The sequence below is a fragment of the Flavobacterium procerum genome (assembly GCF_042431625.1).
Classification (GTDB): Bacteria; Bacteroidota; Bacteroidia; order Flavobacteriales; family Flavobacteriaceae; genus Flavobacterium; species Flavobacterium procerum.
Genome location: NZ_JBHLYW010000007.1, coordinates 368087 through 389635, shown reverse-complemented (window position 1 = coordinate 389635; position 21549 = coordinate 368087). Strand labels below are relative to the sequence as shown.

General features: G+C 32.8%; 19 protein-coding genes. 10 read left to right on the top strand and 9 right to left on the bottom strand.

Annotated elements, in window-relative coordinates:
- Window positions 1-237 precede the first annotated feature (237 nt).
- On the bottom strand, window positions 238-1110 hold the full coding sequence (locus ACFFLS_RS07330) for an AraC family transcriptional regulator (protein WP_379685879.1): 873 nt from the start codon (window positions 1108-1110) through the stop codon (window positions 238-240).
- A 450-nt stretch (window positions 1111-1560) separates the two neighbouring features.
- Here ACFFLS_RS07330 and ACFFLS_RS07325 point away from each other — a divergent pair, with 450 nt between their 5' ends.
- From ACFFLS_RS07325 to ACFFLS_RS07310, 4 genes are all read left to right on the top strand, one after another.
- On the top strand, window positions 1561-1926 hold the full coding sequence (locus ACFFLS_RS07325; protein ID WP_379685878.1) for a T9SS type A sorting domain-containing protein: 366 nt from the start codon (window positions 1561-1563) through the stop codon (window positions 1924-1926).
- A gap of 841 nt (window positions 1927-2767) precedes the next feature.
- Window positions 2768-3133, top strand: a complete 366-nt coding sequence (locus tag ACFFLS_RS07320; protein WP_379685878.1) for a T9SS type A sorting domain-containing protein — start codon at window positions 2768-2770, stop codon at window positions 3131-3133.
- 552 nt (window positions 3134-3685) lie between these two features.
- Entirely contained in the window at window positions 3686-4090 is a 405-nt protein-coding gene (locus ACFFLS_RS07315; RefSeq protein ID WP_379685877.1) for a T9SS type A sorting domain-containing protein, read from the top strand.
- Between the two features lie 372 nt (window positions 4091-4462).
- The gene (locus ACFFLS_RS07310) at window positions 4463-4840 is read left to right on the top strand and encodes a secretion protein (protein WP_379685876.1); all 378 of its coding nucleotides are present in this window, start codon (window positions 4463-4465) and stop codon (window positions 4838-4840) included.
- A gap of 60 nt (window positions 4841-4900) precedes the next feature.
- On the opposite strand, the gene ACFFLS_RS07305 is transcribed toward ACFFLS_RS07310, so the two are convergent.
- The 5 genes from ACFFLS_RS07305 to ACFFLS_RS07285 form a co-directional block, all read right to left on the bottom strand.
- Entirely contained in the window at window positions 4901-5302 is a 402-nt protein-coding gene (locus tag ACFFLS_RS07305) for a hypothetical protein (RefSeq protein WP_379685875.1), read from the bottom strand.
- A 111-nt stretch (window positions 5303-5413) separates the two neighbouring features.
- Window positions 5414-5824: a hypothetical protein gene (locus ACFFLS_RS07300; protein WP_379685874.1), complete on the bottom strand. Its 411-nt coding sequence runs from the start codon at window positions 5822-5824 to the stop codon at window positions 5414-5416.
- A gap of 590 nt (window positions 5825-6414) precedes the next feature.
- Window positions 6415-7380: a hypothetical protein gene (locus tag ACFFLS_RS07295; protein WP_379685873.1), complete on the bottom strand. Its 966-nt coding sequence runs from the start codon at window positions 7378-7380 to the stop codon at window positions 6415-6417.
- 178 nt (window positions 7381-7558) lie between these two features.
- The gene (locus ACFFLS_RS07290) at window positions 7559-8185 is read right to left on the bottom strand and encodes a hypothetical protein (RefSeq protein WP_379685872.1); all 627 of its coding nucleotides are present in this window, start codon (window positions 8183-8185) and stop codon (window positions 7559-7561) included.
- Between the two features lie 390 nt (window positions 8186-8575).
- A complete protein-coding gene (locus ACFFLS_RS07285) occupies window positions 8576-12016 on the bottom strand; it encodes a methylmalonyl-CoA mutase family protein (protein ID WP_379689262.1) in 3441 nt (1146 codons plus the stop codon).
- Between the two features lie 310 nt (window positions 12017-12326).
- Here ACFFLS_RS07285 and ACFFLS_RS07280 point away from each other — a divergent pair, with 310 nt between their 5' ends.
- From ACFFLS_RS07280 to purU, 4 genes are all read left to right on the top strand, one after another.
- Window positions 12327-13889, top strand: a complete 1563-nt coding sequence (locus ACFFLS_RS07280; RefSeq protein WP_379685870.1) for a L,D-transpeptidase family protein — start codon at window positions 12327-12329, stop codon at window positions 13887-13889.
- Between the two features lie 123 nt (window positions 13890-14012).
- Window positions 14013-14429: a cytochrome c oxidase assembly factor Coa1 family protein gene (locus ACFFLS_RS07275; protein WP_379685869.1), complete on the top strand. Its 417-nt coding sequence runs from the start codon at window positions 14013-14015 to the stop codon at window positions 14427-14429.
- Between the two features lie 195 nt (window positions 14430-14624).
- Window positions 14625-15341, top strand: coding sequence for a DUF4197 domain-containing protein (locus ACFFLS_RS07270; RefSeq protein ID WP_379689260.1), 717 nt, complete (start codon window positions 14625-14627; stop codon window positions 15339-15341).
- A gap of 104 nt (window positions 15342-15445) precedes the next feature.
- Window positions 15446-16300: a formyltetrahydrofolate deformylase gene (gene purU, locus ACFFLS_RS07265; protein ID WP_379685868.1), complete on the top strand. Its 855-nt coding sequence runs from the start codon at window positions 15446-15448 to the stop codon at window positions 16298-16300.
- A gap of 156 nt (window positions 16301-16456) precedes the next feature.
- Here purU and ACFFLS_RS07260 read toward each other — a convergent pair whose 3' ends face one another.
- The 3 genes from ACFFLS_RS07260 to pyrF all read right to left on the bottom strand — a co-directional run bounded on the left by ACFFLS_RS07260 (window position 16457) and on the right by pyrF (window position 20468).
- A complete protein-coding gene (locus ACFFLS_RS07260; RefSeq protein ID WP_379689257.1) occupies window positions 16457-17950 on the bottom strand; it encodes a catalase in 1494 nt (497 codons plus the stop codon).
- A 763-nt stretch (window positions 17951-18713) separates the two neighbouring features.
- Window positions 18714-19514 carry an ABC transporter substrate-binding protein gene (locus ACFFLS_RS07255; RefSeq protein WP_379685867.1) on the bottom strand — a complete coding sequence of 267 codons (801 nt, stop codon included), beginning with the start codon at window positions 19512-19514 and terminating at the stop codon, window positions 18714-18716.
- Between the two features lie 126 nt (window positions 19515-19640).
- Window positions 19641-20468, bottom strand: a complete 828-nt coding sequence (pyrF, locus tag ACFFLS_RS07250; protein ID WP_379685866.1) for an orotidine-5'-phosphate decarboxylase — start codon at window positions 20466-20468, stop codon at window positions 19641-19643.
- Between the two features lie 156 nt (window positions 20469-20624).
- Between pyrF and ACFFLS_RS07245 the strand changes: the two genes are divergently transcribed.
- Together ACFFLS_RS07245 and ACFFLS_RS07240 are read left to right on the top strand one after the other, a co-directional pair.
- Window positions 20625-21095: a Dps family protein gene (locus tag ACFFLS_RS07245; RefSeq protein ID WP_379685865.1), complete on the top strand. Its 471-nt coding sequence runs from the start codon at window positions 20625-20627 to the stop codon at window positions 21093-21095.
- A 165-nt stretch (window positions 21096-21260) separates the two neighbouring features.
- The gene (locus ACFFLS_RS07240; protein WP_071636919.1) at window positions 21261-21446 is read left to right on the top strand and encodes a CsbD family protein; all 186 of its coding nucleotides are present in this window, start codon (window positions 21261-21263) and stop codon (window positions 21444-21446) included.
- Window positions 21447-21549 lie beyond the last annotated feature (103 nt).

Here is a 21549-nt window from a genome sequence, read left to right as displayed (position 1 = left end):
AATTGCCTAAATAAATTAGAACAATTTACACCTAATATATCAACTGAACGTTTTAGGTGAAATTATTATTTTTCAACTTCACGAAACAACTTAGATTCAAATCTGTATAAATCTGCGTGAACAAATCGATGTACAAAAAGCATTTTCGCCCCCGATAACTATCTGAATTAAAATAATTTAGAAGATTAAATTAGATTTTTATTGCATAAAACTATTATTCAATTTTCAGCCAAAGGGTTAACTGATAATAATTTTATGTTCTAGTCTGTATTGCGACGCACTTTTACCCGTATATTGTTTAAACGATTTACTAAAGTGGCTGAAATTGTTGAAACCGCTTTCGTAGCAAACTTCGTTTATACTTAAAGGCTGTTCTGCCAAAAGCTTAGAAGCATGCACCAAACGGTATTCGTTTACAAATTCTGTAAAAGTTTTGTTTGATATCTTTTTAAAATAACGACAAAATGAAGGTGTTGTCATACTTACCAAACTCGAAACCTCATCAATAGAAATCGATTCCTGAAAATGATCTTTCACATAATTAAAGACCACATTAATACGGTCATTATCCTGCGTTTTCATTTCAAGTGAGAACCCATCGGCGTTTAGGACAGTATATTCTTCAGAAGAATCCAATTCGTCCAGAACAGACAAAAGCGTCATTAAACGCTCAAACGGAAGCTGGTTTTCCATCATTTCGATTTTCTTACCAATTCGCTTTTTGGTTTCTCCTCCAAAAGCAATTCCGCCTTTGGACTGATTTAGAATGTTTTGAACTTTTTTCATTTCGGGAGCGGCAAAAAAATCACCTCCCAAAAATTCAGGTTTTATATGAATTACGGTTTCGTTTGTGTTTCCCGTTTGTTCATTTGTAAAGCCACAATGTGGCAAATTGGCTCCAATAAGCAATAAACTTCCATTTGTGTAATAGGAAACATGGCTTCCTATTTGTCTTTTGCCCGCTCCACCGTTTATATAAACCAACTCAATCTCAGGATGATAATGCCATAAATGAGCTTTACTATTGGTCTTTTCGGCGTGTTTTGTGTAGGTAAAAGAACTTCCGTAGGAGTTAGTTATCACTTCAAGAGCTGGGGCAATTGTCTTCATGATAAATTCTTTAAAAAATAATAGCAAAATTAACAAAAATACCTAAAATAATTCAAATTTTAACCTATAACGGTTTCGCAACTAAGAATATTGCATGAAATTTAAGATTTCAGCCTTAGCCGATTTCATTAAAAAAAACTCCTTTTTTATACGACTCATTTTTTTATTACAGATTTTTTCAAGATATCGTATTTTCAAATCATTTTTTATAAAGATAACTCATTTTTGCAAGAAATAAAGACAAATCCCGAAAAGTTAAGTTTTATAAAAACTTTGAAAAATAACAACTGAATTAACAAAAACATCACATTAAATTCAAATTTTAACCTATAACGGTTTCGTAAATGAGAATATAGCATATAAATCGGCAAATACAGTTGTTAAAATAACACAGCTTCTGAAGTAATTTTACATCAGAAAAATGAACTAAGAATTTAAACAAGAAAGAATATGAAAAAGGTTTTAAAATTAAGTTTAGTATGTGCAGTGCTTTTCTCTGGAATGAGCACTTATGCAATTGATGGAAATGAAGCTCTTAACTTTCATGTATTGAAAGGAAATGGAAAAACGATAACTTTTGGCATCAACCAATTGCAAAAAGCGGTTATCAGTATTTATGATGCAAACGGAAACGTATTATATACTGAGAACGCTTCTGGAAAAGAAGGAATCTTAAGAAACTTCAGCCTGGAGGAATTCCCACAAGGAAAATATTACCTTGAAGTAGCCGACAGCTTTAAAAAAGTAAAATATGAAATCACTGTAAATGCAAACAGTTCTGTATTGTCTTCTAAAGGTACAGCAACTCTTAACTAATTCAGAGATTTAAAAATAAAGTGTAATTCTTCACAGCACTTTAAAATTTTATACTCTCATAAAGTATAAAAGTGAGGTTAGATAGTTAGTAAGTTAAAAACTTTAAGTTTTAAAACAGCTCTTTGTGGTTACTGAGCTGTTTTTTTTTGCTCTTTTTTTAAACGAAGGCGCAAAGTCCGCAAAGTTATTTTAAGCTCTGCGGACTTTGTGTTTTTTTTTTAAACCGCAAAGAGCTAAGCTCCCGCCAAGTTCGCAAAGTTATTTTAAGCTTTGCGAACTTGGCGCTTTTCCTTGCGCCCTTTGCGGTTAAAAAAAACAAGGAGCAAAAAACTTAGCAGCTTAGAATCTTAGAACCTTTGCAACTCAAAAAAATCTTTATCAAATTTAAGATTGGCTAAAACCTTAAAGAATAATAGCTAAATCAACCGAAATGATGAAAATAATCCAAACTACAGCCTAAAAGCACTTTGTAACTAAGAATATTGTATCAAATTTAAGATTTCAATCATTTCAGATTTCACTGAAAAAAGCCCTTTTTTATACGACTCATTTTTTTATTGCAGATTTTTTCAAGAAATCGCATTTTCAAATCATTTTTTATAAATATTACTCATTTTTGTAAGAAATCAGGACAATTCCTCAAAAGTTAATTTTCGCAAAAACTTTGAAAAATAACAAGTGAATTAACAAAAAAATCACATTAAAATCAAATTTTAACCTATAACGGTTTCGTAAATGAGAATATAGCATATAAATCGGCAAATACAGTTGTTAAAATAACACAGCTTCTGAAGTAATTTTACATCAGAAAAATGAACTAAGAATTTAAACAAGAAAGAATATGAAAAAGGTTTTAAAATTAAGTTTAGTATGCGCAGTGCTTTTCTCTGGAATGAGTACTTATGCAATTGATGGAAATGAAGCTCTTAACTTTCATGTATTGAAAGGAAATGGAAAAACGATAACTTTTGGCATCAACCAATTGCAAAAAGCGGTTATCAGTATTTATGATGCAAACGGAAACGTATTATATACTGAGAACGCTTCTGGAAAAGAAGGAATCTTAAGAAACTTCAGCCTGGAGGAATTTCCACAAGGAAAATATTACCTTGAAGTTGCTGACAGCTTTAAAAAAGTAAAATATGAAATCACTGTAAATGCAAACAGTTCTGTATTGTCTTCTAAAGGTACAGCAACTCTTAACTAATTCAGAGATTTAAAAATAAAGTGTAATTCTTCACAGCACTTTAAAATTTTATACTCTCATAAAGTATAAAAGTGAGGTTAGATAGTTAGTAAGTTAAAAACTTTAAGTTTTAAAACAGCTCTTTGTGGTTACTGAGCTGTTTTTTTTTGCTCTTAATTTTTTAACCGCGAAGACGCTAAGATTCCGACAAGTTCGCAAAGTTATTTTTAAGCTCTGCGGACTTGGCGCTTTTCCTTGTGCCTTTGCGGTTAAAAAAACAAGAAGCAAAAAACTTAACAACTTAGAATCTTAGAACCTTTGCAACTCAAAAACTGAAATTCTTACATTTTTTAAGAAATCATTATCTCAATGTAAATTAAAATTGAGCAAAAACATTGGAAAATAACAACTGATTTAACCAAAACGATAAATATAATTCAAATTTTAACCTATAACGGTTTCGTAAATGAGAATACAGCATACAAATAGGAAAATACAGTTGTGATTTTACACTTACAATATAAGTAATTTAGCATCAGAGAATTAGAACTATTAATTTTAAAACTGAGTACCATGAAAAAGATTGCAAAATTAAGTTTAGCTGCGGCGTTGCTTTTCTCAGGAATAAGCACTTACGCAATTGATGGAACTGGAGAGTTTAATCTTCATGTATTAAAAGCTAATGGAAAGTCAATCACTTTTGCGCTTAACAAAACACAGAAAGCGAGTTTAGCTATTTATGACAAAGACGGAACATTACTTTATGCTGAAAGAGCATCTGGTAAAGAAGGAATTTTAAGAACTTTTAGCTTAGAAGAGTTTCCAGAAGGAACTTACTATTTAGAAGTAGAAGACAATATCAAAAAAGCAAAATACGAAATCACTATAAACGAAGAGAAATCTATTCTGTCAAGAAATGCTATTTCTTCTGTTTATAAACCGGGTTTTGCAAAAAGCACTAGCATGGCAGCACGCTAAAAAAAATTATACTCTCATAAAGTATAATGAGGTTAGATAGTTAGTAAGTTAAAAAACTTTGATAGTTTTAGAACAGCTCTTTGTGGTTATTGAGCTGTTTTTTTTTGCTCTTAATCGGAGAATTGAAAGTCTCTTTTAACATTTTGAAAAATTATTCTTAATAATTGTTCTAACATATTTTTTTATGTTAAAAAAAAATTCACAAAAGATAAATCCGCAAGCCCCGTATTTACGTACATAGCGTAGACAAAACACAGAAATAGTTTTAATTCAGCATTTTATCATTCAAAAAAGGTGAATTTTTTGCTAAAAATTAAATTTGTATTTGTAGTTTTGGACGTTCCACATTTAGTAATAACAATAAAAAAAAACATGACAAAATTTACCAAAACTGGGTTAGTTGCGGCCTTTTTTTTAGCAACATTATTTACTTATGCCATTGATGGAAAAGGTGATTATATTTTAAATGTAAAAACCGGAAACGGAAAAGTAGTTAGCTTTACTGTTGACAATTCTTCTTTCTCTATCTATGACGAAAATCACAATTTACTTTATGCGGGAGATTCTGCAGCACACCAATTAGAGGTTTCAAAAACGATAAGTCTAGAAGGTTTTCCTGCTGGAACTTATGTTTTGGAAGTAAAAGCAAACGACAAAATCGCGAAACACGAAATTAAAGTTGCTGCCAAAAAGGTAAAAACAGTTAAGTTGGATGAATCTGTAAACGAAAGTCCAGGATTCCGTCGTTAAAACCACTTTTTTTGCCCTGAAAAAGATTTAAAAGAGCATTGGTTTAGACCAATGCTTTTTTTATTTCTCTGATTTTCTTAAATCAGATCCTATTTTTACCATTTCCCAAAAGAATGTGGTTTCTGTTCCTATACTTATTTGATGCGATTCTTTGTAAAATGACGAATGTGTAAAAGCATTAACATAATCCAATAAATCAAATATTTTGAAACTTTGTTTGTATTCTGACCTTACTTCTTCGCTATTGGCAAAACAGCTATTTGTATTTTCTTCTTTTATGAAAATCAGGTTCAAAATCTGCTCTATTTTGGAAAGAATTTCTGGATTTAGCTTTTGATTTTCAAAAAGATTTTCCATTCTGAATTGAAAACCTTCGATTTTGGCAACAGAATTCTCTAAATCCGTATTTTGATTTAGATCTTTTGAAGTCTTGAGTTGTTCTATGTATTGCCGGATTGTCATAATCTCCTTAAAATAGGACTTAAAGTTAGTTAATTACCAATTCAAATACACCCCATTACTGTCATTTCGAACGAAGAGAGAAATCTCACTCGGGATTCGACAAAGGTTATATTACCCATTATCATACATTACTGGATCGCTAACTTTTGGGAAATTTATAAAAATTCCATCTGTATCATAAGTGTAAAGCAAGTCATTAATCAAAAACAATTTACTATTTATTTTTTCAATTTTATTGACAAAATCGACGTTCATTGATCCATTTAAAACTTCAATATTAATAGTTGAAAACTTCCATTTATTTCTTATAACTAATATTAATTCTGAGTATTTTTTTAAAACTAACTTTTCATTATTTAAATTTACAGGAATATAAACTTCCAAATTTCCATTATAATTATAAGCTGAAATCTTATTTTTATTATCAATCGATATATATTCACTAGGAACAATATCACTTTTCTCTTTAGTACAACCAAAAAGAAATATCAAACTAAGAAATACTATTACTTTTTTACTCATTTTTCTTTTTTATCAGTTTGCAAATTAATACGCTATAAGTTCAAGATTTTTCATACAATATTGTAATTTCTGACTGAAGAGAGAAATCACACAAAATAAATAGAAAAACTTCAAAACTCAACGCTTCTGCGAATTTTTCAGTCCAAATTTGAAAACATAGCCTGCGGTTTCAACCGCAGGAACGCAATATTGTCTTTCTCACATTGTGTACCCGTGGTTGAAACCACGGGCTATATTTGATAATAAGCTTTTTTTGTGTTGCTGGCGTGAGTGAGATTGTTGAATGATTTCTATTTTAGATTCAAAGGTGAAAGTTCTAACGCTAAAAATCTCGCAAAGGCGCTAAGTCGCAAAGTTTTTACGCAATCTTTTTCATTTCGACAGAGGAGACTCGAGCGATAGCAATCTGGCGAAGCAAATCTTCGCAAGTAGCTCCGCAACAGTATGTGCACAGCGTACGAAGATTTCTCCCTTCGATCGAAATAACAAACTTTATGGAATTTTGTTGTTTTGCTGGCGCGAGGGTCTCGCTCGTGCATTACTTTGCGTTCATGAACGAAACACTCGCACTAGAAGTTTATGAGAAATGTTTATTTGATAAGTTTAGATCCATCTTGAAAAGCACAAATTGGACATTTTGGTGGTGGTGGAAAAGGATGAAACTCAATTTTTACATTCGATAATATATCTTTTAAAACCACATCACTTATTTGTTTTGTTGCAGTTAATCTGTTAAAAGATTTTTCAGAAATATTTCCTATATCATTTTTTGTTTTATACTTTTTTATCACTTCGTCAATAAATCTTTCATATTTAGCTGAATTTTCAAGAGGATATTCTTTGACTATTCCGATTATTTTCTCTCTTATCAAATTTTCTACTTTTTCATTTGCAATTACAATCCTTTGCTCTTTCTCTGCTTGAGCTAAATCATCATTGTATATTGCATTATGCTTTGATTTGATAAAATTTATACGTTCTAAGCTTTTACCTTTTTTATTAAAACAACGAAAAGTTTTTAGTTCTTTAATCAGTTTGGTTTTATTTCCAAGTACTTTAACTACATTAATAATCCTTGGAACGAAACATTCCTTGCATTTTTCTATTGTTAAAAATGAAGTGATTGATTTAGGCAGTTCTAATTTATCAATACCAAAATATTTAGCCGATTTATTAATAATTTCTTCAACGAGATAGTCAACGATATTCTCAACAACTATACGAACTTGACTTTCAGTTTCGCCAGTAAAATACTTATGTGATTTTAATTCCTCAATTGATTTTGTAAACCCCAAACCAGTAACTTTATTCCATTTTTTTTGGTTTGTCCAATAATTTTTAGCTATTGAATTCTTATTTGATTGAGAATTATGAAAATATCCTTTTATCAATTGAGAAAATACAAATTTGCTTTCCGCATTATTTTTATCATAGTCTTTTTTAGTAACTCCAAGTGAAATTAACTTATTATACTCTTCTTTCTGTGTAGTGAACTTCTCAGAAAGCTTGTTTTTAATTTCTTCGCGAGTGATTATTTCGAACGCTTTGTTATACAAAGAGTCAAGTCGTTTGCTCTCCTTTTCGTTATTTTTGATATCTTCTTTAATTGCCTGTGATAAATCTTCATAAACTACGGCTTCAGCTACATCACGATAGATATTTTCATGTATTTTTCTAACTTCTAAATCTAAGTCACGTAATTTATGAAGATTATTGTTTTTTGTTATATTTAAATTAGAACCAAAGAAACTTAGACCTGATAAAATGGAAAGTATTGTAAAACATGTAATAAATTATTGACCTAGAGCGATTAATTTTTGCTTCAAATTTTTTGACTACACCCAAAATTCCACAAAAAATAACAATCAAAACAAATAGTAAAACTTTATAATTGTCAAAAAACTCAAGACCTTTTAGCGATTTTAGATAAGAAACGACTAATTGAATTTGCCCAAGTGAGATATGCAATTCATCAAAAGCAATATGCTTTAAAATTAAAAACTTTAGGATACCCCATAGTATTGCTATTATCAAAAAGGGTTTCAACATTACTGTAATAGCATTTAGAAAATTGTAGTAGAAATTTATTTTTTTGTTTCCAACAAGCTTCCAAGTACTCTTTCCACCCTTATTAATTAAATAATTTATTGTACATTGGTGTAGTATAGCATCCCCAATAAAATCTTTTGCATATTGAGGGAAAAGTTTTTCAATACTTAATTCGGATACTTCAGAGTGAAACAATTGCGATTGTATTTTGACAAGTAAAAAAACTTTGATAGTTGATAAAATATAGTATAAAACTAATCCTGCTAAAAGCCATATACTGTTTTTAAAAATTAATTGAGTTATATCTGACATAATATTATGTTTTTATCTTAAACATTTTCAACTTTTATACCTCTATCATGCTTGCCATTAACTTATTTGTATTCGTCAGAAAATAGCAACTATAAATTTATTTTGATATATCACTTTAAATGCCCCTTTTAAAATACATGTTTTTAAATATTCCATAAAATTAAATATTTACCAAAAACTTAAACAGAGTACAAATACCTGATTTTAAAACATATAACAAAAACAAAAAAAAAAAACATTTAAATTATTTAGAAGTGCAAATTTTACTTAAATCTTTTGTTAAAAAGAAAAACCAAAACATCCCATTTTATCAGGTATTACAATTTTTGTAAAACAAAAAACCTCCCAAAAAATCTTGAGAGGCTTTTCCATATCATTAAAAAATAAAATCTACATATTCCTTCTATACTGCCCACCAACCTCAAACAACGCCGAAGTAATCTGCCCTAAAGAACAAACCTTTGTAGCTTCCATTAAATAGTCGAATAAGTTTTCGTTTTTAATAGCGGCTTGTTGTAACGTATTTAAATGTTCGTTTACTTTTTCTTCGTGAAATTGATGCAAGTTATCCAACATCATAATTTGATATTGTTTTTCTTCTTCGGTTGCACGAATAACCTCAGCCGGAATTACCGTTGGTGAACCTTTTGAACTCAAGAACGTATTTACACCCACAATTGGGAAATCTCCGTTGTGTTTTAAGGTTTCGTAATACAAACTTTCTTCCTGAATTTTAGAACGCTGGTACATCGTTTCCATTGCACCAAGAACTCCGCCTCTTTCTGTAATTCGGTCGAATTCTTGTAAAACCGCAGCTTCAACTAAATCGGTTAATTCTTCGATGATGAAAGAACCTTGAATTGGGTTTTCGTTCTTAGCTAAACCTAATTCTTTATTGATAATCAGCTGAATTGCCATGGCACGACGTACAGATTCTTCTGTCGGTGTTGTAATGGCTTCGTCGTAAGCATTGGTATGCAATGAATTACAGTTGTCATAAATCGCATACAAAGCTTGCAAAGTTGTTCTAATATCATTAAAATCAATTTCCTGTGCGTGTAACGAGCGCCCAGAAGTCTGAATATGATATTTCAGCATTTGTGCTCTTTCGTAGGCTCCGTATTTGTTTTTCATGGCTTTTGCCCAGATTTTACGCGCCACACGACCAATTACTGAATATTCTGGATCTACTCCGTTGGAGAAGAAGAATGATAAGTTTGGCCCAAAATCGTTGATATTCATGCCGCGGCTCAAATAATATTCCACGTAAGTGAAACCATTTGAAAGCGTAAACGCCAATTGCGTAATTGGGTTTGCTCCTGCCTCAGCAATATGATATCCTGAAATCGAAACCGAATAAAAATTACGAACGTTTTTAGTAATAAAATATTCCTGAACGTCTCCCATCAATCGCAAAGCAAATTCGGTTGAGAAAATACAAGTATTCTGCGCCTGATCTTCTTTTAAAATATCGGCCTGAACCGTTCCGCGAACTTGAGCTAAGGTTTTTACTTTTATTTCATTATAAACCTCTAAAGGCAAAACCTCATCACCGGTAACGCCCAAAAGCATTAATCCTAAACCGTTATTACCTTCTGGCAAATCGCCTTGGTATTTCGGTCTTTCGATTCCTTTTGCTGCGTATAATTTATTGATTTTAGCTTCAATTTCTTTTTCTAAATCATTTGTTTTGATGTAAATCTCGCATTGCTGATCGATTGCCGCATTCATAAAGAAACCCAACAACATTGGCGCAGGCCCATTAATGGTCATACTTACCGAAGTCAATGCATGAACCAAATCAAAACCTGAATATAATTTTTTAGCATCGTCTAAACAGCAGATTGAGACTCCGGCATTTCCAATTTTTCCATAAATATCCGGACGCAAATCTGGATCATTTCCATATAAAGTTACACTGTCAAAAGCTGTTGAAAGACGTTTTGCAGGCATTCCGGCACTTACATAATGAAAACGTTTGTTGGTTCTTTCTGGTCCGCCTTCGCCCGCAAACATTCTTGACGGATCTTCGCCTTCACGTTTAAACGGATACAATCCCGACGCAAACGGAAATTCTCCAGGAACATTTTCCTGTAAATTCCAACGTAGTATATCGCCCCAACCTTCATATTTAGGCAACGCAATTTTAGGAATCTGTAAATGCGATAAACTTTCAGAATGCGTCGCAATCTTAATTTCTTTATCACGAACTTTAAAGGAGTAAACTGGATTTTTATATTTTGCTACTTTTTCATCCCAATTCAAGATAATTTCCCAATTGTATGGATCTAAATCCATTTTTACTTTATCAAACTGATTTAGCAAAAGATTTAAAAAGATTCTGTTTTCGTCGTGCTCCTGAATTCCACTTGGTAAAACAGTCGAATCGTCGATTCCTGCTTTATTAATTTGAGGAACTTTCCCAGAAACCGATTCTATGGTTTTGAAAATTCCGTATAATTTCTGCGCTACTTTTTGTTGCGAAAGCGCAGTTTCATCATAAGATCTATTATTCTCTGCAATTTCAGATAAATAACGTGTTCTGTGTGGCGGAATCACGAAGATTTTCTCACTCATTTCTTTCGTGATGGTAAAAGTCGATTTCAAATCTGAAGCCGTTTTTTCAACCACTTTATCCATAATCGCTTTATAAAGCGTGTTCATTCCAGGATCGTTAAACTGCGAAGCAATAGTTCCGAAAACGGGCATTTCATCAGGATTTTTATCCCAAAGATTATGGTTTCTTTGATATTGTTTTTTTACATCGCGCAAAGCATCAAGCGCTCCGCGTTTATCAAATTTGTTTAAAGCCACTAAATCGGCAAAATCAAGCATGTCGATTTTTTCCAATTGTGTTGCCGCTCCAAACTCTGGTGTCATTACATATAAAGAAACGTCTGAATGATCCATAATCTCCGTATCAGACTGACCAATTCCTGAAGTTTCTAAAATAATCAAATCGTATTTCGCTGCTTTTAGAACTTGAATCGCTTCGGCTACATATTTTGACAAAGCCAAATTCGATTGACGTGTCGCCAGCGAGCGCATATAAACACGAGGATTATTAATAGCATTCATACGGATTCTGTCTCCTAAAAGTGCTCCTCCCGTTTTTCTCTTAGAAGGATCGACAGAAATTAATCCGATTGTTTTTTCTGGAAAATCAATTAAAAAACGGCGAACTAATTCATCTACTAAAGAAGATTTTCCCGCTCCTCCTGTTCCTGTAATTCCTAAAACCGGAATTTTAGAATCAGAATTACTTTCATGAATCTTATCAAAAACAGGTTTTGCAATTTCCGGGAAATTTTCTGCCGAAGAAATCAAACGTGCAATTGCCGTTGGCGTTTTGCTTTCGATATGATTGATTTCTCCGTTTAATTGATCTCCGAGAGGAAAATCGGCACGTTCTACCAAATCATTGATCATTCCCTGAAGTCCTAAAGAACGGCCATCGTCTGGAGAATAAATTCTGGTAATTCCATATTCATGCAATTCTTCGATTTCGCTTGGCAGAATTACACCGCCTCCACCACCGAAGATTTTAATGTGTCCCGCTCCTTTTTCGCGAAGCAAATCATACATATATTTAAAGTATTCATTGTGTCCGCCTTGATATGATGTCATTGCAATGGCATTGGCATCTTCTTGAATGGCGGTATTTACCACTTCTTCAACACTTCTATCATGACCTAAGTGAATCACTTCAACTCCCGTAGACTGAATAATACGGCGCATAATATTAATGGCTGCATCATGTCCGTCAAAAAGCGAAGCAGCAGTAACAATTCTTACTTTATTTTTAGGAATATATATTTTTTGTTGTTCCATTTTATGAATATGATAATTTTATGGAGGCAATTTACAAAATATTTTAATATTGGGTCGACACTATAGCTTTATGTTAACAAAAATAAATCGATTTCGTACTCTTAAAGGGTAACAATTTCGCTAACTAACTGATATAGTTAAAGAAAGCTTAAAGACATGGCAATTTCGAAACATTTAAATAAAATCAGAAAACATGTTTAGAGCACTCCTAAAGTAATTTAGCATTGTAGAAAAGCCCCAAATTTTTACCTGGAACTTAAATGAAAAAGCAGTATGAAAATGAAAAGTAATAACGTAAAAATTTTAAAAAATGAGAACATTCAATTTATTCACCGTAATTTTAAGTTTGAGTTTTTTTGTATCTTCTTTTAACAGAATTGAAAATAACACACTACATAAAAACGCAAACAAAATTTCTTCTTACAATTCAGATAATGATGATGTAAAAGAAAACATTTCTAACGACTTCTTCAAAAGATATTCTGATTTAAAAAAATACAAATCTGATATTATGTCTTTGTATAAACATAGAAGTCTTGGCAGTATTTGGCATGATGAAAATGAAATTAATGAATTTGGTACTGTTTTGTACGAAAAAGCGAAACAAACAAATGATTTGAACATTCCGTACCAAACTGAAATTGATAAGCTTTTTGATAATTCATCAGAAAATGGTCTTTCTAAAACAGATGCCGACATGCTTTTAAGTTCATTATATATTGTATATGCCCAAAAAAACATTTCTGATAGCAAGAAAAAAGTCTCTTATGATACCATGCTGAAAGATTTCTTGAATTACAGCACAATTGAGGGAGCTACAGCTTCGACCTCTGCAGATGTTAAAGTTCAGTACGATCAGTATTACAAACTAGAAGACGTTCTTAAAAAATACAAAAAAATGGATCGTTCTCATAAATGGAAAGCTATTGTTCCAGAAGAAACTCCATACAAAGATTTACGTCCAGACGCTGTTTCTAGCACTATTGCACAAGTTAGAAATCATTTATATTTAATGGGCGATTTAAAAAACGACTCTAAAAGCAATGTTTATGATCGTGAACTGATGGACGCCGTTATGAAATACAAAGTTCGCAACGGATTTAAACCAAATTACATTCTTTCTGAAGAACATATTCAGGAAATGAATACACCACTTTCTGAAAAAATGCAGACTCTAAAACTTAACATGGAAAGATGCCGTACGATTGCTGCTCAAATGGCAAACAGCGATGAATATGTTTTGGTAAATGTGCCGTCTTACGAATTGATTTATGTTAAAAACGGAAAAGTGCAAATGACTTCACCTGTATTTGTTGGAGCACCTTTAACTAAAACAACAATCTTTAATGGTGAAATTGACCGAATCGTTTTCAGTCCTTATTGGACAGTTCCACAAAGTATTGTACAAAATGAATTAAAATCTAAAATAGCTGCCGATCCAAATTATCTTACAGAAAAAAATATGGAAATCGTTAACGGACAAGTAAGACAAAAACCAGGTCCAGACAACTCTTTAGGATTGGTTAAATTTATGTTTCCAAATCCAGATGATATTTACATGCACGACACGCCATCTAAAACGTTATTTGATTTCGAAAAAAGAACTTTCAGCCACGGTTGTATTAACGTAAAAATGGCAAAAGAACTAGCGGTTGCAATGCTTAAAGATTATCCAGAATGGACTCAGGCAAAAATTGATAAAGCAATGGACGGAAAAATAGAAAACAGTTTTAAACTTACTAAAAAAGTACCGATTTATATCTGCTATTTCACTTCAATGGTAAACGAAAACGGTGAAATTGGTTTCTTTAAAGATGTTTATGAAAAAGATGCTGAGTTAAGCAAAGAATTAAGTGTAGCATTAGAACAGTAAGACACGCAAAAGTAGTTTTATTTTAAACTTAGGGGTAATTTTCAAAAATTTGGTTTATAATTTTGAAAAGAAAAAGCTATCTTTCAAACTTAAATCCCAAATCAAGAAATTACCCCTTATTTTATGCAAGAAGAATATCAACCCAAAAAAAGCTGGTTGGACAGAAACTGGAAATGGTTTGTTCCAACAGGATGTTTGAGCATACTTGTGCTCGCTGCACTATTTATTGGAGGAATATTTTTTGGTGTTACCTCTCTAATGAAAGAATCTGATGCTTATAAAGATGCAATCGCCAAAGCCAAAATCAACAAAGAAGTTATTGCACAGTTGGGCAATCCTATAGAAGGCGACGGAATGATTTCGGGCAATATTCAGGTAAACGACCAAACTGGGAACTGCAATATTCAAATTCCGATTAAGGGTCCAAAAGGCACTGGAATCATCTTTGTTACTGGAACAAAACGCGTGAAATGGAAATATAGCGAAATGGTGGTTTATATTGAAAAGACAGACGACGAAATTGATTTGTTGATTAAATAATCCGTTAAATATATCCTCTTTAAAAGACATGTTAAACGTCTTGGAATACTCATTTAATCATCTTTTTAAAGATGATTTTTTGTTTATGGCAAAGTATGTTAATAATTCAACAAAATGTTGCATCACAAATAATAAAATTGTGTCTTTGTTTTTGAATAAGTATTACTTTTGAAACCTATAAAAACTCCATTTCTAATGAAAAAAATTATTATTCTTGTAATAGCCTTTACTCTTAACTCCTGCGCTCAAGTTCCGCAAATTCTAAATCAGTTACCACAGATTGCTTCCCAGCTTCCTTCTGGAAGTGTCGATATTGCTGCTGGTCTTAAAGAAGCCTTGAACAAAGGAATTACAGAACAAGTAAGCAAATTAACTGCCGTTGATGGATTCTATAAAAATCAAGCCGTAAAAATCTTGATGCCTGAGGAATTACAGAAAGTTGATGCCACTTTGCGCAAAGTCGGTTTAAGTTCTCTTGCCGATGAAGGAATCAAAATGCTGAACCGCGCCGCCGAAGATGCCGTAAAAGAAGCAACACCAATTTTTGTTTCGGCTGTAAAGAATATGAGTTTTACAGATGCTAAAAATATCCTTTTAGGAAACGACAGCGCTGCTACAAGTTATCTGCAAAATAGTACAACAACAGCTTTGTACGGAAAATTTAGTCCTGTAATTAAAAATTCATTTGCAAAAGTGGGTGCCGATGCTGTTTGGGAAAAAATCATCACCAAATACAACACTATCCCGTTGGTAAAAAAAGTAAATCCAGATTTGACCGATTATACCACTAGTCAAGCTCTTGCTGGTGTTTTTAAAATGATTGCAGTTGAAGAAAAAGAAATCAGAAACGATATTTCTGCCCGAACAACTCCTTTATTGCAAAAGGTTTTTGCAATGCAGGATGGAAAATAATTTTTTCAAGGCTCAAAGAGACAAAGCAACAAAGGTGCATAGTAACCTTTGTTGCTTTGTCTCTTTGCAACTTTGTCACTAACCAAAAAAAACTAACCAAAAAAATGCAAAAAATAACCATCTTAATTCACTGTAAAGACCAGAAAGGTATTATCGCCGCAGTGACAACATTTATTGCTAAAGTTGAAGGAAACATTATCTATATTGACCAACATGTTGATGTAGAACAAAATGTATTTTTTATGCGTTTGGAATGTGAATTTTCAAATCAAAACAAGAGTATCGAAAGCATAAAAGAAGAATTCAGTCAGACATTGGCCGCTGATTTTAATATGTCGTGGAACTTATACAATCAGGAACAAAAACCAAAAATGGCTTTGTTTGTTTCTAAATATGACCATTGCTTATTTGATATTTTAGGACGTTATAGCGCCGATGAGTTGGGTGTCGAAATTCCCTTAATTATCAGCAATCATAATGATTTAAGATCTGTGGCAGAACGTTTTGACATTCCGTTTCACTATGTTCCTTTTACAAAAGACAATAAAGAAGAAGGAGAAGCGAGACAAATCGAACTGCTCAAAAGATATGAAATCAATTTTATTGTTTTGGCGCGCTATATGCAGATCATCACGCCAAAACTGATTTCGCTTTACGAAAATAAAATCATCAATATCCACCACTCTTTCTTGCCTGCTTTTCCAGGAGCAAAACCTTATCATTCCGCTTTTAAACGCGGTGTAAAAATCATCGGAGCGACAAGCCATTACGTAACAGAAGAACTCGACGAAGGCCCGATTATTGAGCAAGATATCGCAAGAGTTTCACATATTCATTCCGTAGAAGATTTCATCATGAAAGGCCGTGATTTAGAACGAATTGTCCTCGCCAGAGCAATTAAACTTCACGCCGAAAGAAAAACAATGGTGTATAGTAATAAGACAGTGGTTTTTTCTTAGTCGCAAAGCGACAAAGATTCAAAGGTTCAAAGTGTTTTCTTACCTAGACTTACAAAATTCAACTCGACAGGTCTTTAAAGACCTGTCGTTTTTTTATATCTAAAGCAAAGGTTAAAAAGCTTTGAATCTTTGTCGCTTTGCGACTAAGAAAAAAACCTATCTCGCTTTAATCGCCAATCTAGGATCATCAAAAGCATTGACTTCGTCTATTGTCATTCCGAGAGCGTTTGCAACTCCTTCTCCATATGCAGGATCGGCCTGATAACAGTTTCTGATATGGCGCACTTGAATAAATTTTTGCGCCCCTCCTACTTGTCCTGCCGTATTTTTAAACAATAATTGCTTTTTTTCATCCGTCAGCAATCTGAACAAAAGTCCTGGCTGGGTAAAATAATCATTATCGTCTTCTCTAAAATTATGTGCATAAGCATCTCCATAGATTGCCAATGGCGGTTCTTTATGTTCTGGTTGTTCTTGCCATTCTCCAAAACTGTTTGGCTCATAATGTTTTCTTGCTCCAAAATTACCGTCTACACGCATGGCGCCATCTCTGTGAAAACTGTTGTAAGGACATCTTGATGCGTTTACTGGAATCTGATAATTGTTTACACCCAAACGGTAACGATGAGCATCTCCATAAGAAAACAGACGCCCTTGAAGCATTTTGTCTGGAGAGAAACCAATTCCCGGAACTACGTGTGCTGGATTAAAAGCTGCCTGTTCAACTTCGGCAAAATAATTTTCAGGGTTTTTATTCAATTCAAATTCTCCGACCGTAATAAGCGGAAAATCACCTTTTAACCAAACTTTAGTCAAATCGAAAGGATGAAAACGATAGGTTTTCGCCTGCTCTTCAGACATGATCTGAACAAACATTTTCCATTTTGGAAAATTGCCTTCTTCAATAGCATTAAACAAATCTCTCTGGTGGCTTTCACGGTCTCCACCAACGAGTACTGCTGCTTCTTCATCAGATAAATTTTCTATTCCTTGTTGCGAAACTAAGTGGAATTTTACCCAGTGTCTTTCGTTCTGCGCATTTATAAAACTAAATGTATGACTTCCAAAACCGTGCATTTGGCGGTACGATTTCGGAATTCCTCTGTCGCTCATTACAATCGTAACCTGATGAAGAGCCTCAGGCAGTAAAGTCCAAAAATCCCAATTGTTATCAGCACTTCTTAAATTGGTTTTAGGATCACGTTTTACAGCATGGTTCAAATCAGGGAATTTCATCGGATCACGAAAAAAGAATACAGGAGTATTATTACCTACCAAATCCCAGTTTCCTTCATTAGTATAGAATTTCATTGCAAAACCACGAATATCTCTTTCAGCGTCGGCAGCACCTCTTTCTCCCGCAACAGTAGAAAAACGCACAAACATCTCCGTTTTTTTCCCAATTTCCGAAAAGATATCGGCTTTGGTGTATTTAGTAATATCGTGAGTTACGGTAAAAGTTCCGTAAGCTCCAGATCCTTTTGCATGCATTCTTCTTTCGGGAATCACTTCACGGTCAAAATGCGCCATCTTTTCTAAAAACCAAAAGTCTTGAAGTAAAACTGGTCCGCGAGGGCCAGCTGTCTGAATGTTTTGATTATCTGGAACAGGTGCTCCTGTTACAGTTGTTAATTTTTTATCTGATCCCATAATACTGATATTTAATATTTTACTAAATATACAAACAAATTTCTCTTATACGTATAACAAAAATTGATTGTTATTATGATTTAATAAACAAAAGTTATTTTATGCTGTAGAATGCTCAAAAAAAGGGATTTTCAAATCTTAACTTTAGTCCAACAAAGTAATAACAAAACCTTAACAGCATAAGGTTGATATATGTCGGACATTTGTAATGTAATAAACTGGTTATTTATTATTTTGGTTTTGGTTAGTTAAATGATGCCGGCGTCTTCGAGATGCCGGCATTCTTTTTTTATTTAAACTTGTTTATTTTGTTTCAAGTTTCAGGTTGCCTTACTTTGAACATAATTTTACCGCAAAGAGCGCAAAGTTTTTTTTATTTAAAGGTTTTATACAAAACGTAAAGTTCGCAAAGCTTTGTGAAAAAAACTTTGCGAACTTTGCGTAATTCTTTGCGCTCTTTGCGGTTAAGTCTGCCAACGACTTGAAACTTGAAACCTGAAACTTGAAACAAAAAACCAGACATTAACTTATATCCAACAAAGTAATAACAAGACCTTAACAGTATAAGTTCAATTTATGTCGGACATTTGTAATGTAATAAACTGGTTATTTATTATTTTGGTTTTGGTTAGTTAAATAATGCCGGCGTCTTCGAGATGTCGGCATTTTTTTTGGTTAAATTCCAATAAAAAAAAATCCAATTTCCAATTTCACGAAACTGGAAAATTGGAAATTGGAATTTTAAATTATTGGGATTTCTTTTTTAATTCTTTAATCTTTCATGAAGCAGTTTAAAATAAGCAAAAGCTTTTAGCAATCGGCTTCCGTGCCAAGAGAACATCTCACCGTCAACAAAAATGGTTTTGGCATGATGGGTAAATCTTCCAATTTCAAAAGCGTCTTCTTCTTTAAAAGGATAAGGTTCTGAAGAAAGAAAAACAATATCGGGATCGCCTTCCAGACGCATTTTCTTCAATTCAATTTCCGGATAACGGCCTTTATCTTCGTAAATATTTTTAAAATGATTCAGCTTTAGTATTTCATTTATATAAGTATCATTACCGGCTGCCATATAAGGGTTTTTCCAAATAAAATAGGCCGCTTTCTTAATTTTAATATCCTCAATATATTTTTTGAAATCGCTCAAGGCGAAAGACAATTTATCATTCCACTTTTGAGCTTCTGTCCTGCAGTTGAATAATTGTCCGAAGTCGGTTATCATCTTGAAATTATCTTCAATCGAAACAATATTCGTTACCCAAACCGGACAGATTGTTTGCAACTGCTCTACAATTTCAAGCGTGTTTTCTTCCTTATTGCAGATAATAATATCAGGTTCTAAAAGCTTTATTTTTTCAAAATGAATCTTCTTGGTTCCACCGACAATCTTTTTGGTCGATTTAAAATGAAATGGATGAACACAGAATTTCGTAATTCCGATGATCTTTTCTTCCAAGCCTAAATCATATAATAATTCGGTTTGCGAAGGAACCAGCGAAATTATTCGTTTTGGAGCAGTTTCAAAAGAATGAATTGTTCCGAGTTGATCGGTTAATAGTTTCATGTTTGTCTTAGTTTCAAGTTTCAAGTTGTCGGAATGTTTATTTAACCGCAAAGTTCACAGAGCTTTGTCTGAAAAAACTTTGTGAACTTTGCTACTAAATTATGTTCAAAGTAAAAACTTGAAACTTTAAACCTGAAACTTTAAACCAATAATCCCTTCCATTTCTTTCTGAACTTTCAAAGCTTCTTCTCTTGCTTTTTCGGCAAAATCGGTTCCTTTAGAGGCGTAAATAATCGCTCTGGCCGAATTTACCAAAAGCCCCACTTTATCATTCATTCCGTACTTGCATACTTCAGACAAACTTCCGCCTTGAGCACCGATACCTGGAACTAATAAAAAGCTATCTGGAACAATTTTTCTGATTTCAGTAAAATATTCGGCTTTAGTCGCCCCTACAACATACATTAGATTTTCGCTGTTTTTCCATGTTTTAGAAGTCTCTAAAACTTGTTTGTAAAGCTCCTTTCCATTTGTATTTAAAGTCTGAAAATCAAATGCTCCTTCATTAGAAGTCAATGCCAGCATAATTGTATGTTTGTTTTCAAAGGCTAGAAAAGGCTCAACAGAATCTTTTCCCATATACGGAGCAACAGTTACACTATCAAAATTAAGATCTTCAAAAAAAGCTTTGGCATACATGCTCGACGTATTTCCGATATCGCCGCGTTTTGCATCTGCAATCGTAAAAATATCAGGGTAATTTTCGTTGATATAATGGATTGTTTTTTGCAAAGACATCCATCCTTTTATTCCATAAGCTTCAAAAAACGCTGTATTAGGCTTGTATCCTACAGTCAAATCGTGAGTAGCATCGATTATTGCTTTATTGAATTCAAAAATCGGATCTTCATTTTCTAATAAATGAGAAGGTATTTTGGTCAGATCTGGATCTAATCCAACACATAAAAATGATTTTTTTTGAAGAATCTGCTCGTGTAATTGCTGTGTAGTCATATCGTTTTTTGCTAGTGCGGCAAAATTACAAATAATATAATTGGTTTACGAATTTCAGCCCAACATTGAATTCCTGTAATATCTTAAAAAAATTATATAAAGAAATTGAAGCACGTCGTGTCTAAATTTGAAAAACAACATTAATAAAAACACATTATGACTCCAAATATCGGAATTACTCCAAAAAACCTAAAAAAAAGCGCTACAATATTAGCTACCATTTTGTCTAACGAAATGACATTATATGTAAAAACCAGAAAATTTCATTGGAATATCTCAGGAAACAGCTTTATGGAACTTCATAAACTATTTGAAGAACAATATAGAATTCTCGAAGCCAATATCGATGAAGTTGCCGAAAGAATCAGCCAGCTTGGCGAAAAAACAATTGGTACGATGAAAGAGTTCATCGACAATTCGACCTTAAAAGAATCTCCAAAAGAATATGCTTCGCAAAAAAATATGCTTTCTGAATTGTTAGAAAACCACGAACAGCTCGTAACGGAATTTAGAGATTATATTCCGGCTTTTGACGAAACAAATGATGCTGGTTCTGCCGATTTCGTTACAGGTTTATTACAAGAACACGAAAAAATGGCGTGGATTTTAAGACGTTATCAGGAGTAATTTATTTTAGAATTCAGATTTAGATTAAACTTGAAACTGAGACTAAAAAAACTTGAAACAAGCCAAAAAAACTGAATGTGAATTATGCAACGATGTTCAAAATTAATGTAACGTAAAGCGTTGTAAAAATTGAGAATTTTACAAAATAAACAAAAGACAAATATTATGAATACTACAGAAATAAAAGGAAACTGGAATGAGTTAAAAGGAAAGCTGAAACAAAAGTACGCAGAATTAACTGATGACGATTTGATGTTTGCTGAAGGAAAAGAAGACGAAATGTACGGAAAACTTCAGCAGAAACTAGGAAAAACAAAAGAAGAATTTCATCAAATCCTATCAGATTTGTAAATCCTTATAACTCAATCAGGAAATACCGTCTAGTAAAAATATTAGACGGTATTTTTTTAAGATTTTATTTAAAAAATCCATGATTCTGCAAATTCTACGTCCC